This window comes from Paenibacillus tabacirhizosphaerae (genome assembly GCF_040812395.1).
Classification (GTDB): Bacteria; Bacillota; Bacilli; order Paenibacillales; family NBRC-103111; genus Paenibacillus_E.
This window is the reverse complement of sequence record NZ_JBFNXH010000007.1, coordinates 1-13101: the sequence shown is the minus strand read 5'-3', so window position 1 is coordinate 13101 and position 13101 is coordinate 1. Positions and strand designations below refer to the sequence as shown.

The following is a 13101-nucleotide window of genomic DNA, read 5'->3' as shown; positions in this document are numbered from 1 at the left end:
ATCACTCATTCCTTTCTGATGCCTACGCCGATCCAGATCAAAATCAGGAGCGCGACGGTCACCCATTCGGAAGTTCCTTTGACTGAAAAAGGGTTGATTAAATTACTCATCGATTGGCGCAGCGACATCCCCATCATGCGATTCAACACAATATCGAATGCGGCGCTCAAGAGAAAAAGAAAGATGAAGATGGCGATTATTTTCATGTTGAATCTGCTCTCCTTTTTCTATTTTTGAGCCAGGTTACAGCCAGCAGCAGAACGGGAATTCCCGCTTGCAAAGGTAAATGGACATATAAGGGCACTACTTTGAGTCCTTCCTCCAAGTGTTCAGTCAAACCACTAGCAATCTGTATGGAGGTGAAAAGGATGATAATGCCGATCGGCACTACCAGATTGGATGGATCCTTGACCTTGAACAGATCAGCAGCTCCCTGTACCGCAGTGATGAAGAAAACGGCGATTTTAAAAAAGCCGCCGATAATTAGCGTTAATATAGCAAGCACATCCAGCCGTTGCAGAAATTCGGCGATATTTACTTTCCCGATCATGGCGAGCAGGGGGAAGGTCGAACGACTGGCAATGTCGACCCCGAGAATGGAGATATTGACGACGGAGGTCCAACTTAAAATCAGTGCGCTGATTGTCATTCCCGCGTAACTAAACTTAACGCCTAGTCGAGGGTTGTTCACAAAGGGAAGGATCATCGTGAAGGTGATCATTTCACCGAACGGAAATGTAAAGGTAAGCGGAAAGGCCGTTTTGAACACAGGCTTCCAGCCCTCTTTCAAAAGGGGGGCCAGCTGATCAAAATGAATTAAGCCCGAAACGAAGATGGCAATATTGCCCAAAACTCCGACTACGATTAACAGTCCGAATAACATTTCGCCTGTCCTGGCGAACACTTCAATGCCTTTGTAAATCACATATGAAATGGTCAGGATCATCAGTGCGTTAATGACAAACAATGGCGTTTGGTCATAGGTGGAGATCGTCAACAATTCACCGAAATCCCGCAATACCCGAGCAGCGATGTAGATAAAGTATAAAACATAGATAAGCCCGATCAGCCATCCCGCATAGCTGCCCATAATAACCCGCAGATATCCTGTCAGAGGAAGATGAGGATAGTACCGAAATAGTTGGGCATATACAAAAAACAAAGCCATCCCGCCGGCCCAACCAATAAGAATAGATAACCAGGCGTCATTTTTGGCGTCCATTCCCAGGCCGACGAGAAGCGCACTACCAAGCTCAAATAGTACGATCATGGCAAACAGTTCGCCGGCGTTTATTTTCGCATTTCCCAAGTTTCTGTCTCCTTCATGCTAGGATCCCTTTTTCTCAACCTCGGCGATATAAGGCTTCAACCGCATTCCAGGTCTGCGGATGAAAGACTCCACCTCTACCTCTACTTGGAGGTCGGCAAAAGTGTCTGCCCACGATTTTTTCAAACGCTTCCAATCGTTCGGAGCTTTGCGGCTGATGACGGTCCCAAAGCCAAAGACATCGCTTCTTGCCTGTTTCGCAGCTTTCACTGATGCCAATACTTCTCTCTTGGTTTCTTCGCTCCACGCGCGTTCCGATTTGGCGACTTCTTCCGTCTTGCCGTAGTCTGTCGCGCATTTGACTTCGTTGATATTTCCTTCCTCGCGGATGCGAACATGCATGGTGGGTTCCCCGTCGCGTATCTCCGTATCAATTTTTGTTTTGGACCCGGTCACTTCAATGCCCAGACCGCCTTTTTTATTTTTGCAGTCCAATTTTACGACAGTGCTCTTCATTTTATTTTTTGCCCACATGAAACCACGGGCATTATCCCCGTCCAGCCATGCGGCTAATTTCCCCTCCCTGAATAAGGCGATGCCGCTGATTTGTATCATAGCTTTCGGTTGAGTGCTAGAAAGATTGGAGGTTTCCGTCCCTTTTTGCGGATCGCCGTTGATGCGAATTCCGCTGATGACGGGTTCTACACCTTCTCCAGTTAACGCTCTGATGACATCGTCGATGCCAACCTTAATATTCTCGGACCAGATCGCAGACGTGAATTTTAATTTCCCGACAGCAGCATTGGCAGGTATCTTTTCAAAGATGGTCAACATGCTAATAACAGATTCAGCCGATGTTCCCCTGGCGATCATAACGTCGGAAGTCATGCGGGCTTCGTGGGCTCTTTCGAATAGATCGAATAAGTCGGCGATTCCTTCTTTGGCCAAGCTTTCTCCGATAACGACTAACTGGATATGGGCGAAAAACATTTGCCGCGGCACAATTTGCGATGTTTTGCGAATCGCTTCGAAAAGGGTGGCTCCGGTTCCGCTTACGATAGAGACTGGAGAATTTCGTCCTCCGCCGCCGCCCGAAGGACCTGACGCGATTTCTCGCGGATTAATGATCTGAAAAGAGAATCGGTATTCATTCTCCTCCGCTGCTTTATCGATGCCGATCGCTGTCACTATAGACAAATCGGAGAGTTCCCTGCGATTCCAGCAACCGGTCATAAGCATCACGCATGACAAGAGAAGAACCATCGCCAGCCAGCTGGTTTTCATGTTGAATCCTCCTGCGATTCGTTATCGTCCTTGTAAGGCGAGGGTTGCAAATTTCCTTGTTGCTTGCTCCGGTTTTTCTGGCTGACGAGCCGCGGCCTTGAACGCTGCGACCACAAGGGAAAACGAAATATAGCATCCTTCTGGTCTTTTAGGATAAAGGGCGAAAACGGGGCTAAGTAAGGAATGCCGAAAGATCGTATACCGTTCATATGAGCTACCAAAATAATCAAGCCTAGTGTAATGCCGTAAAAACCGAACGACGCAGCCAATATCATAAGCGCGAAACGGATCAGCCGCGCCGAAATCGCGACATCGTAGGAAGGCGTCGAAAAGCTGGCGATACCTGTAATGGCGACGATAATCACCATCGCTGGAGACACGATACCTGCTTGCACAGCCGCTTGCCCTAGTACTAGCGCGCCTACGATCGATACGGCCTGACCGACGGCTCTCGGCATACGGATACCCGCCTCACGCAGCACTTCGAAGCTGATCTCCATCGATATAGCCTCGATAAGAGCCGGCAGCGGTACTCCTTCCCTGGAGGCCGCCAAGTTGATCAAGAGCGTCGTGGGAATCATTTCCTGGTGGAACGTAATGGCGGCAATATAAATGGAAGGGGCTGTTAAGGATATAAAAAACGAAGCATAACGCAAAAGTCTTATAAAGCTGGCGATATCGTAACGATGAAAGTAATCTTCAGGCGATTGAAAAAATTGCGCAAACACGGTGGGAGCGATCAGGACAAAAGGGGAGCCGTCAACGAGAATGGCGATCCTGCCTTCGAGTAAATTACCGGCAACGCTATCTGGTCTTTCCGTATTGAAAAGGGTAGGAAAAGGTGTAAACGTTTGATCTTGTATGTATTCTTCGACATTACCGGTGTCCAAGATGCCGTCAATGTCGATTTTACTTAACCGTTGTTTGACTTCCTGCACAAGCTCGTCCGTTATGATCCCATTGATATAGACAATGGCTGTATTCGTTTGTGTAACACGGCCTATTCTCATCGTTTCGATCCACAAGTTCGGGCTTTGTATCCGCCTTCGGATCAGTGATAAATTGGTCGTCAGCGATTCCGTAAAACTGTCTTTAGGACCGCGGATCACAACCTGCGTGCTCGGCTCGGAAATAGCCCTCATTTCTCCGCCTCTGGTGCAGCCGCTGATCGCTTCCTCGCATCCGTCAATGAGAATGACGGTCTCTCCGCTAATAATCGCCAACATCAATTCGTTCCAATTCCGAAATGTTCGAATCTCCGTTAGTGTTACTGCTTTGCGTTTAATAAAATCGAAGAGCAACGATGGAGGATTAATTCCTTCTAATAAGGCTTCGTGTCCATCGATCATCAAACAATTTTTGATAAAATCGCCGACTGCAGTTTCATTAGCCAAGCCTTCCGTATAAATGGCTGCCACTCGCAAAACAGCTTGACCGACGGACATTTCCCTTATAATGACATCGGAGCTATTCCCGACTTGTTGTCTAATCATTTGTAAGTTTTCAGTCAAGTCCGTGTGCAGGCACATGGCTTGCTGAGGTCGATTTCCGGCGGTGTTCGTCGTTTCCCGATGGCTTTTCCTGGATCGGAAAAGTAACTTGCGCAGATTCATTGGATCGCCTCATAGGTGTTGTGTTATATCAATTGTTGGTATTTGAGGTTTTTTTTATACGAAATTGCATAATGAATAAACCTCTGCACCCGTTTGGAAGCGATGAGAGGCTGGAGTATAACGAATCATGTATAGTGTGTTATCCCTTTATGGCACCAATCATAACGCCTTTAACAAAGTGCTTTTGCAAGAAGGGATATATCAATAAAACGGGAAACGTGGCGATCATGATCGTCGCATATTTGATGGTTTCCCCAATTTTCCTCACTTGGCCTGATCCTGCGCCTGCAGCCAAGCTATCGGTCACATTATTAATTAAAATTTCTCGAAGCACCAGCTGAATGGGATACAACGTCCGATCTTTAATAAACAAAGAAGGATAGAACCACATATTCCATTTATCAATGCAGGTATATAGCGTGACAACGGCGATTACAGGCATGGATAAGGGGACTATGATACGAAACAGCATCGTCAAATGGCCCGCTCCATCGATGTGCGCCGATTCTTCAAGACTTGGAGGCAATGACTGAAAGGCGGTACGCATAATAATGAAGTAAAAAGTTTTCATGGCAAAAGGGATGATAAGCGACCATAACGAGTTAATGAGTCCAAGCCCCTTCACGACCAGGTAAAAGGGGATGATCCCGCCGTTCATAAACATGGGAAGCAGGATAAAGGCCATCAGGTATGGCCCCCAAAGCATCTGTTTTCTCGACATGACATAAGCGGCAAGAATCGTCATCATGACATTCACGGCGGTTCCGACTACGACGATAAACAGTGTATTGGCAAAACCGGTAAACAAGGCGCGGTTGGCCAGCACTCTTTCATAAGCAAGCAAATTAAATCCCAGCGGTTTCCAGATGGCTCCCGTATGGGCGAGCAGCAAATCACCGTCGCTGACAGAGGCAAATAAGACGTAAATAAGAGGGTAAATCGTGACCAGCAGGATGGCCGACAGACTTGTATAGACGAAGACGGTTAGCGCTCTATCTGAAATCATCATGGAGCACCTCCCCTACCATAAGCTGCTTCGGCTTAGTCTGCGGCTGATGTGGTTGGCTGCAAATAGAAGCAGCAAGTTGAAAATAGAATTGAATAGTCCGACAGCTGTACTAAAGCTCCAATCCGCTTCAAGCAGTCCTTTCCGGTACACATAAGTAGAAATGACATCGGCGGTTTCATAAGTGACGGGGTTGTATAATAAAATGATTTTCTCATATCCAACTTCCAATAGATGGCCGATTCGTAAAATGAGCATGATGATGATCGTTGGAGCAAGGCCGGGCAGCGTAATGTGCCACATTTGCCTCAGCCGGCTGGCTCCGTCGATTCGGGCGGATTCGTACTGCTCCATGTCTATCGTGGATAAAGCGGCAATATAAATAATCGATTCCCAACCAACTCGCTGCCAAATCTCCGACAGGACATAGATCATTCTGAATAATTCCGGCTGCTGCAGCATATCTTGGCCCTCTGTGCGGGAGACGAAGCTGTACACCATATTGATCAAACCGCCGCTTTTTGTAAAATCCTTGACGATGCCGCAAACGACGATTAACGAGATGAAATACGGCATGTAAGCGATCGTTTGCACCGCTGTTTTAAAATAACGGTTGCGCACCTCATTAATAAGCAGCGCGAGCAGGATCGGAACTGTAAACTCAAAAAGCAGAGAGTTCAAGCTTAAGAGCAGGGTATTCTTCAATAACCTCCAAAAATAAAAGCCGGTGACAAAGGCATGGAAATGCTCGAAACCGGCCCATTCACTTCCCCACACCCCCTTCATGGGGGTGTAATGTTTAAAGGCAATAATAGCTCCATACATCGGGAAATAATGAAAAATGAGATAATAAACAATAACAGGGGCTGCGAGAAGATAGAGAAATTTATTGCGCTTAAAATCTTTATGCATCCGTGATAGCGAAAGTGTCCTCATCAAGGTTGCACCATCAACGCTTGTTATAACGATCGTAAGCAGCCTGTTGAATCTCTATAGCTCGCTTGATATTCAACGCATTCAATTTGGATGCATAGGTATCGAAGGCGTCCAAAGGCTGCGTGCCCAAAATAAGTTTTAGCGACGTTTCATCAACTAGCGTATTCACCTCGGAAATAATCTTGGCGAACTCCCCGGACTCGGATCCCGTCAGTGTCACAGGAGGGAGGACATGCTTTAAATTATCCGTTTTCCATTTGCCATAATCATGTTCTGGACTGTTAAGGGAAACTTGGTTAAATAAATCTCTGGATTGCAGATACGGCCCCTGGTTGACCGAGTGGGTATAGAGCGAGAGCGCTTCGACGTAAGAGAGCTTGTCTGGATTTTTCAAAATTAAGTCGGTGAGCTTGGGCGAACCATTGTTTAAGGTATAGCTGCTACCTTCAGTCCCATAATTGAATAATTTGTAGCCGTCACTCCCATAGGCATAGTCTAGCAATTGGACAGCAAGTTCCGGATGCTTGGATTTGGCTGAAATCGCCGCTGATTTCGGGCCTGGATAAGCGAAATCTTCCTGACCAAATTTAGGTGTATCCCCTTTTTGGAGCACAGGGTAAGGGACATAAACAAACTTCGCTTTCGGATCTTTCGCTTGGAGAGCAAGTTCCCATTTATCTACATTTGCGCCGGAAATAACCGTTGCGCCGGAAGCTCCAGAAGTCAGATTGGCATCGAGTGCCTTCCGGTCGGTTTGCGTGAAGTTTTTGTCCAGCAGCCCTTCTTCATACCACTGATGGAGCGTGGCAAGGAATGCCTTATAAGCGGGTTCTTGCGGACCATAATGAACCTTGCCGTTGTCATCGAGGTAGAAGTTTTTGATAATGCCATGGGCACCGACAAAAGCTCCCCCTAGAATGCCTTGAAGCGCGTTCGGCTGACCCTCCAGCGATAAGGGGGCTGTGGAGCCTTTCTTCTCTTTGAAAGTTTTTAATACGGTATGCCACTCATCAATCGTCGTTGGCACGCTCAATCCCAGTTCATCCAGCCAGTCTTTGCGAATAACCGGTCCTGCATATTGGGTCGTTCTGCCGCCGACTTCTTTCAGGAAAGGGAATGCGTAGTAATCCCCATCGTCTGTCTTGATCAGTTTGTCGATTTGCGGATTGTTTTTTAACAGCTCTTTTAAATGGGGCGCATATTTATCAATCAGGTCGTTCAATCGTAAAATATTGCCATCATTAATCATCTTCGCGGGACCGCCCGGGGAATCATGCAGCCAATCATATTCAATGATATCCGGCAGATCACCCGAAGCGAGCATCACATTGAAGGCTTCTTTGGCTTGTCCAGTGGCGATTTCCGAATATTTCAGCTTGATCCCGGTACGTTTCTGCCATTCTTGATAGAAGGGAACATCTGTGATGCTCGCTTTTAAAGTGGTTGGCGTCTGCAGCCAATAACCTAGCGTGGTGTTGGTTTGGATGGGATAAGCAGTAGCGGCAGCAGAAGGCTCCTTACCCTTTGGCGTTGCAGCAGGTTGCGGTTGAGCGGTGCATGCGGTAGCCATAGAGACAAGAATTGCGGCCGTGAGGGGCAAATGATACTTTTTTAACACATTCATCATGATTGGTATGTCTCCTTCGCTAGTGATCTTATAGGTGTCATCATCCACCTGTTGCCCTCAGAATAGTCATATTTAACCCATGTGTAAAGTGGGATATGGTGAAGCGGCAATGTAGTTATACGATTCAACAAGATACTCATACGGAGGGATCAAAAGATTGCCGAAAAATCGCCGTAAGAGAGTCCATTTGGATTCCGTAAAAAGTATCAATCGCCGATGAAAAGATGTACTATTTATACATAATAAGGAAAATATCGTGCTGGTGGGAACGAGATCTACATGCAACGATCATTGGATCACATCAATCGGAAATTAAGAGATATGAACAAGGACCGTGTAAACGATCAAGAGAGGAGATGAGAGAAATCTATGTTGGCATCGACGAATAAGTCGCTTAGGCTTCTTTTATTTTTTGCCCTCTAAGGAATTTGAAGACACGATAAATGAACTCGAAGTGAATGACAAAATTGAATTGCACTGTTATCGAAGGACAAAAGCAGTAAAATGGACGAATGCACCGCGGATAAATAGAACGTTGGTTGGAGCAATCTGCTGGAGATTGATGGCGTCAGTACAGCCACATATCCGGATAAGGCAAGAAAAGAAACGGTTATCGAAATTGGAAATGAAGGTCTTATGGAAATAACCATGAAGTTAAATCTGCTTGGATTTACAGTGCATAAAAATATGGATTAGTGTGATGGAATTTTAAATCCTGTATGGAACTAAAGCGTTAGGGTATCCATTCTAACACGCCAGAAAGCAGATGTCGTCAGGCAAGAGTGTGTGACGAGCTTGCAGAGCGGAGAGACTCCGCACGAATCGTGTGGTACGGGCATTTGACAGGATGGACGTAGAAGATCCGGAAGTGCCGCAGCGGTTTGGAGTATTGAAATACCGCCTCGATCTGCGAGAGATCGCCTTTTTGCACGGGTGAGCGGAACGTAGGTACGTTATGAGTGGGTATTTTCGGTTGTAGGGATGTTTCGCGGAACTACCGTACCTTATGAGCAGGAAATGCTGGGTTTCAGGCACGTTTTCGCTCATTTAACGCACCAGAGTTCCGCTTCAGCGGGAGAAAAGGGACGTTACCATGGAATAAGGCATCGTAGTTCCGTCAGTATCCCTGTGCATGGGGAATTGGCGATCCGGCAGCATCTCCTCGGTTTTCTTGCGAAGCTAGCGGAGGCGAAATGTACTCGGAATTGTACTCTTACAGGGGTGTTCATGGATGGGAATACCGGATGGAAGACAGGTTAGGGAAAAAAGAAGAAGGCAGCACAAAAGTAGAAGAGAAAGGCCAACCAGATATTTCTGGCTAACCTGATAATACGAAGAGGGGATAGGTGTGGGGTGGAGAAGCGATAGCGGTCAGAACCCCATTCCCAATCCACTCCCCATGCGCCAACGTATGGGCTTAGAGAATAACCTGAGGCACAGCCTCAGGTTATTCATTTTTTGGACCAAATAAATCGTCATGGGCTCAAGGCAATCTGCATATATTGTTGTAGATTCTTCCGCTTGGCAAAGTGAAGGATTCCTTGCGAATATTTACGTGACAAATTTCACAAGAAGCTTGTCGCTTGGTAGATATACGCCAGGTGATAGGGAAGGTATCGTAATTGAACTGGAGGCTACAAAGATGTTGCATATCGTTGTGTGTATCAAGCAGGTTCCCGACAGCAGAGAAATACGGATTGATCCTAAAAATAATACGTTGATTCGCCAAGGTGTGCCCAGCATTGTCAATTTTTACGACATGCATGGACTGGAAGAAGCCTTGCGGATTAAGGATGAACAGGGTGCGAGAGTAACCGTCGTCACGATGGGGCCGCCTCCTGCGGAGAAGGGTTTGAAGGAATGCATTTCACTTGGCGCAGATGAGGCTGTTTTGGTGACAGACCGCGGCTTTGCAGGTGCGGATACGCTTGCAACCTCCTATGTTGTGGCACGAACGATACGCAAAATTGCGGAGACGTGGGGTGCTGTAGATATGGTGTTTTGCGGCAAGCAGACGCTGGACGGCGATACGGGACAAGTTGGTCCGGGAGTGGCTTGCAGGTTGGATTTGGAACAGCTTACGTATGTAAATCAAGTCGTTCAAGTGGATGAAGAAAGGCGAAAGGTGCGGGTGCATCGATTATTGGAGGACGGCATCGAAGTTGTTGAGACAAGCATGCCGGTGCTGATTACAGCGCTCAAGGAGCTGAACAAGGTGCGAAGAGCTTCGATGCCCGGGATGATTCGGGCGGCTCGCTATAAGCCAGTCGTATGGACGACTGCGGATTTCCCTGATTTGGATCGGGCTAAAATCGGGCTGAAAGGGTCGCCGACGATAGTAGCGAAAACGTGGGTGCCTGAAGTGAGAGCGGTTAAAACACAAATGATTGCGGGCGAATCCCCAGAAACAACTGCTTCTCAGTTAGCGGATCGTCTTTGGGAGAAGCAAATACCAACTCTGCTGGGTTGGACTTCGTAAGGAAAGGTGGGGAATCTATTGGCAAATGAACAATCAACGGAGCAATCGGATCTGACCATGCCGGATTGGTCGGCTTATCGCGGAGTACTCATTGTCGTGGAGCAGCGAGACGGCGAAGCGAAGAAAGTGTCCTGGCAGCTTCTAGGCGAAGGCAAGAAGCTGGCGGCCAAGCTGGAAGTGCCGCTTATGGCGCTCGTCATCGGAGATGCGGTCGCCCACCTTGCCGATGAAGCTGTGCATTACGGCGCGGATCGGGTATACCTCTGCGAAGCGCCAGAGCTTCGCACCTATCGAACCCGGCCGTACAGCCGGGTGATCTTGAAGTTGATCGAGGATGCAAAGCCCGAGATCGTGCTGTTCGGCGCGACTGCGACGGGACGTGATCTGGCAGGCGCCATCGCGACACACCTGCCGACAGGCCTCACAGCCGACACGACGCAGCTCGACGTGGAGCCGCCGCCGTCGAGGCTGCTGCTGGCGAGCCGGCCGGCCTTCTCGGAGAAGATGATGGCGACCATCCTCTGCAAGCAATACCGGCCGCAGATGGCGACGGCTCGCGCCGGGGTGTTTCAGGCGCTGCCGAAGGACGCGACGCGCGTGGGCGAGATCGTGCGCATCGAAGGGGCGATGCGCGAAGAAGAGATCGCAGCGCAGGTTATCGACTTCCTGCGCGAGACGGGCAAGCTGAATCTCGAGGAAGCCGAGATTATCGTGGCTGGGGGCCGCGGATTAGGCGGCCCTGATGCTTTTGGGCCGCTGGCCGAGCTGGCGGAGGCGCTCGGCGGTGTCGTTGGCGCATCCCGGGCTGCTGTGGATGCGGGCTGGATCGGGCATGAGCATCAGGTCGGACAGACCGGCGCCACGGTGCGCCCGAAGCTGTACTTCGCGATCGGCATCTCAGGCGCTGTACAGCATACCGTAGGAATGAGCAACGCCGACGTGGTCGTGGCGATTAATAAAGATGAGAAAGCGCCGATTTTCCAGTTCGCGCACTATGGAATCGTCGGCGATCTGTTCAAGATCGTACCCGCCATTACAGAAGAGATTAAGAAACGACGATCACTATTCGGATTCACGTTTGTCCCTCCCGAGGCGGTTTCAGCTCCAGAGTCGCCTAAACCATCAACGGATGGTGCGAGCGCAGCTAGAGAAAGGAGTGAAGCGCGATGAATGAGAAATTTAATGCGATCGTTGTCGGCGGGGGCCCCGCTGGCGCGGCAGCTGCTTTAACGATGGCTAGAGCGGGGTTATCAGTAGTGCTGCTTGAGCGCGGGGAGTTCCCAGGGGCTAAAAATATTTTCGGCGGCGTTCTCTACCGCAAGCAAATTGAAGAACTCGTACCGGAGTTCTGGAAAGAAAAGAACTTCCCCATGGAGCGCTATATCGTGGAACAGCGAATTTGGATGATGGGGAAAGAGTCTATGGTTACTTTTGGGCATCGAAATGAAGCTTACAAAGAACCGTACAACTGCTTCACCGGTTTGCGTGTCAAATTCGACCAGTGGTTTGCGGATAAAGCCGTCGCCGCCGGGGCTTTGCCCGTTTATGAAACGGTTGCACTCGATGTCATTCGGGAAGGCAATCGCGTTGTCGGCGTCCGCACGGATCGTGATGACGGTGATATTTATGCGGATGTCGTCATCATCGCCGACGGTGTTAACTCTTTGTTGGGTAAAGCAATGGGCATTCACAAAGAATGGCAGCCGGATGAAGTGTCCTTGGCGGTGAAAGAAGTGATAGCCCTGCCGAAGGAAAAAATCGAAGATCGTTTCGGCCTTGAAGGCGATGAAGGCGTGACGATCGAATTCATGGGCGAGACAACGCTAGGCATGGCTGGTATGGGCTTCCTCTATACGAATAAGGAAACGATTTCACTTGGCGTAGGCGTCATGGTCAATCATCTTCGCGATAAAAAAGTGAAGCCATATGCTGTGCTCGATGCTGTCAAGCAGCATCCGATGATTCGCAAGCTCATTCAAGGGGGCGAGACGAAGGAGTACTCCGGGCACCTCATTCCCGAGGGCGGGTTTCACTCCATTCCGAAGCTATCCGGCGACGGATGGTGTGTTTGCGGCGATGCGGCGCAGCTAATCAACTTCGTGCATCGCGAAGGCACGAACCTGGCGATGACGTCCGGCCGCCTAGCGGGCGAAGCGATTGTTGAGGCGAAGGAGCGGGGCGATTTCTCCGCAGCTTCCTTAGGGGCCTACGACCAGAAAATTCGCGAATCGTTCGTGCATAAAGATTTGAAGAAATACAAAGGGATGCACCAATTCCTCAAGGAGCAGGATCCGGAACTGCTCTTCGATAAACTCCCAAGAGCGCTAAACGAAGCGGCGTACAATATGTTTCTCGTGGATGGCGTTACGAAGGCAGATAAGCAAAAAAAGGCCGTACAGCTCATTAAGCATGCGGCCGGCGGCTCCATGAATCTGATGAAGCTTGGGCTTAAAGGATGGAGGGCGATGAATGGATGAGCCAGACGGACGTCTCAGATAAACTGTTTACCATTCGTTACAAATGCGATGATAAGTCGCATCTCATCATCAAAGATGCACAGACATGCTTGAGTTGCGCGACGAAAGACTGTAACTATTTTTGCCCATCGGATGTGTATGAGTGGGAGAAGAAGCTGAAGATTACGACCGTTGCCTTCGAGAACTGTATTGAATGCGGCACCTGCCGAATTGCGTGCCCGTCGCACAATATTGACTGGGTTTACCCGAAGGGTGGCCATGGCATCACGTATAAGTTTGGCTAGCAGTTAAATAGAAAAGGAGCTGCGGTTAAAAAGGGAGGCCACTGAAGAACTTATGTTTTTTTACGGGCGTCTCGCATAAGTTGCAAAAAAGACATCTACCTCCATTTTTTAGGGGGCGGATGTCTTTT

Annotated in this window: 11 protein-coding genes; 4 read left to right on the top strand and 7 right to left on the bottom strand. The window is 48.8% G+C overall.

What is annotated here, in order from left to right:
- Positions 1 to 5: 5 nt before the first annotated feature.
- The 7 genes from ABRS97_RS14280 to ABRS97_RS14250 form a co-directional block, all read right to left on the bottom strand.
- Positions 6 to 206 (bottom strand): YczF family membrane protein, encoded by a 201-nt coding sequence (locus ABRS97_RS14280; RefSeq protein ID WP_367815227.1) that lies wholly within the window; start codon positions 204 to 206, stop codon positions 6 to 8.
- The gene (locus ABRS97_RS14275; protein WP_367815229.1) at positions 203 to 1309 is read right to left on the bottom strand and encodes a GerAB/ArcD/ProY family transporter; all 1107 of its coding nucleotides are present in this window, start codon (positions 1307 to 1309) and stop codon (positions 203 to 205) included. Before ABRS97_RS14275 ends, ABRS97_RS14280 begins: the two co-directional genes overlap by 4 nt.
- 18 nt (positions 1310 to 1327) lie before the next feature.
- Positions 1328 to 2551, bottom strand: a complete 1224-nt coding sequence (locus tag ABRS97_RS14270) for a Ger(x)C family spore germination protein (protein WP_367815231.1) — start codon at positions 2549 to 2551, stop codon at positions 1328 to 1330.
- Positions 2548 to 4164, bottom strand: coding sequence for a spore germination protein (locus ABRS97_RS14265; RefSeq protein ID WP_367815232.1), 1617 nt, complete (start codon positions 4162 to 4164; stop codon positions 2548 to 2550). Before ABRS97_RS14265 ends, ABRS97_RS14270 begins: the two co-directional genes overlap by 4 nt.
- A 139-nt stretch (positions 4165 to 4303) precedes the next feature.
- A complete protein-coding gene (locus ABRS97_RS14260; RefSeq protein ID WP_367815234.1) occupies positions 4304 to 5173 on the bottom strand; it encodes a carbohydrate ABC transporter permease in 870 nt (289 codons plus the stop codon).
- A gap of 12 nt (positions 5174 to 5185) precedes the next feature.
- Positions 5186 to 6106 (bottom strand): ABC transporter permease, encoded by a 921-nt coding sequence (locus ABRS97_RS14255; protein ID WP_367815235.1) that lies wholly within the window; start codon positions 6104 to 6106, stop codon positions 5186 to 5188.
- A 13-nt stretch (positions 6107 to 6119) separates the two neighbouring features.
- Complete coding sequence (locus ABRS97_RS14250) at positions 6120 to 7733, bottom strand: extracellular solute-binding protein (protein ID WP_367815237.1); 1614 nt, start codon at positions 7731 to 7733, stop codon at positions 6120 to 6122.
- A 1642-nt stretch (positions 7734 to 9375) separates the two neighbouring features.
- Between ABRS97_RS14250 and ABRS97_RS14245 the strand changes: the two genes are divergently transcribed.
- From ABRS97_RS14245 to ABRS97_RS14230, 4 genes are read left to right on the top strand one after another with little or no spacing between them, the layout of a single operon-like run.
- Positions 9376 to 10212: an electron transfer flavoprotein subunit beta/FixA family protein gene (locus tag ABRS97_RS14245; protein ID WP_367815239.1), complete on the top strand. Its 837-nt coding sequence runs from the start codon at positions 9376 to 9378 to the stop codon at positions 10210 to 10212.
- A gap of 57 nt (positions 10213 to 10269) precedes the next feature.
- Entirely contained in the window at positions 10270 to 11382 is a 1113-nt protein-coding gene (locus ABRS97_RS14240; protein WP_367815261.1) for an electron transfer flavoprotein subunit alpha/FixB family protein, read from the top strand.
- The gene (locus tag ABRS97_RS14235; RefSeq protein ID WP_367815241.1) at positions 11379 to 12689 is read left to right on the top strand and encodes an FAD-dependent oxidoreductase; all 1311 of its coding nucleotides are present in this window, start codon (positions 11379 to 11381) and stop codon (positions 12687 to 12689) included. The genes ABRS97_RS14240 and ABRS97_RS14235 overlap by 4 nt, the downstream gene beginning before the upstream one ends.
- Positions 12686 to 12973, top strand: a complete 288-nt coding sequence (locus tag ABRS97_RS14230) for a ferredoxin family protein (protein ID WP_367815242.1) — start codon at positions 12686 to 12688, stop codon at positions 12971 to 12973. Before ABRS97_RS14235 ends, ABRS97_RS14230 begins: the two co-directional genes overlap by 4 nt.
- The last annotated feature ends 128 nt before the right edge of the window (positions 12974 to 13101 follow it).

Bases quoted from the DNA above. Each gene is read 5' to 3' on its own strand.
- ABRS97_RS14280 (WP_367815227.1), bottom strand. From the start codon at position 206: ATGAAAATAATCGCCATCTTCATCTTTCTTTTTCTCTTGAGCGCCGCA.
- ABRS97_RS14270 (WP_367815231.1), bottom strand. From the start codon at position 2,551: ATGAAAACCAGCTGGCTGGCGATGGTTCTTCTCTTGTCATGCGTGATG.
- ABRS97_RS14265 (WP_367815232.1), bottom strand. From the start codon at position 4,164: ATGAATCTGCGCAAGTTACTTTTCCGATCCAGGAAAAGCCATCGGGAA.
- ABRS97_RS14260 (WP_367815234.1), bottom strand. From the start codon at position 5,173: ATGATGATTTCAGATAGAGCGCTAACCGTCTTCGTCTATACAAGTCTG.
- ABRS97_RS14255 (WP_367815235.1), bottom strand. From the start codon at position 6,106: ATGAGGACACTTTCGCTATCACGGATGCATAAAGATTTTAAGCGCAAT.
- ABRS97_RS14250 (WP_367815237.1), bottom strand. From the start codon at position 7,733: ATGATGAATGTGTTAAAAAAGTATCATTTGCCCCTCACGGCCGCAATT.
- ABRS97_RS14245 (WP_367815239.1), top strand. From the start codon at position 9,376: ATGTTGCATATCGTTGTGTGTATCAAGCAGGTTCCCGACAGCAGAGAA.
- ABRS97_RS14240 (WP_367815261.1), top strand. From the start codon at position 10,270: ATGCCGGATTGGTCGGCTTATCGCGGAGTACTCATTGTCGTGGAGCAG.
- ABRS97_RS14235 (WP_367815241.1), top strand. From the start codon at position 11,379: ATGAATGAGAAATTTAATGCGATCGTTGTCGGCGGGGGCCCCGCTGGC.
- ABRS97_RS14230 (WP_367815242.1), top strand. From the start codon at position 12,686: ATGAGCCAGACGGACGTCTCAGATAAACTGTTTACCATTCGTTACAAA.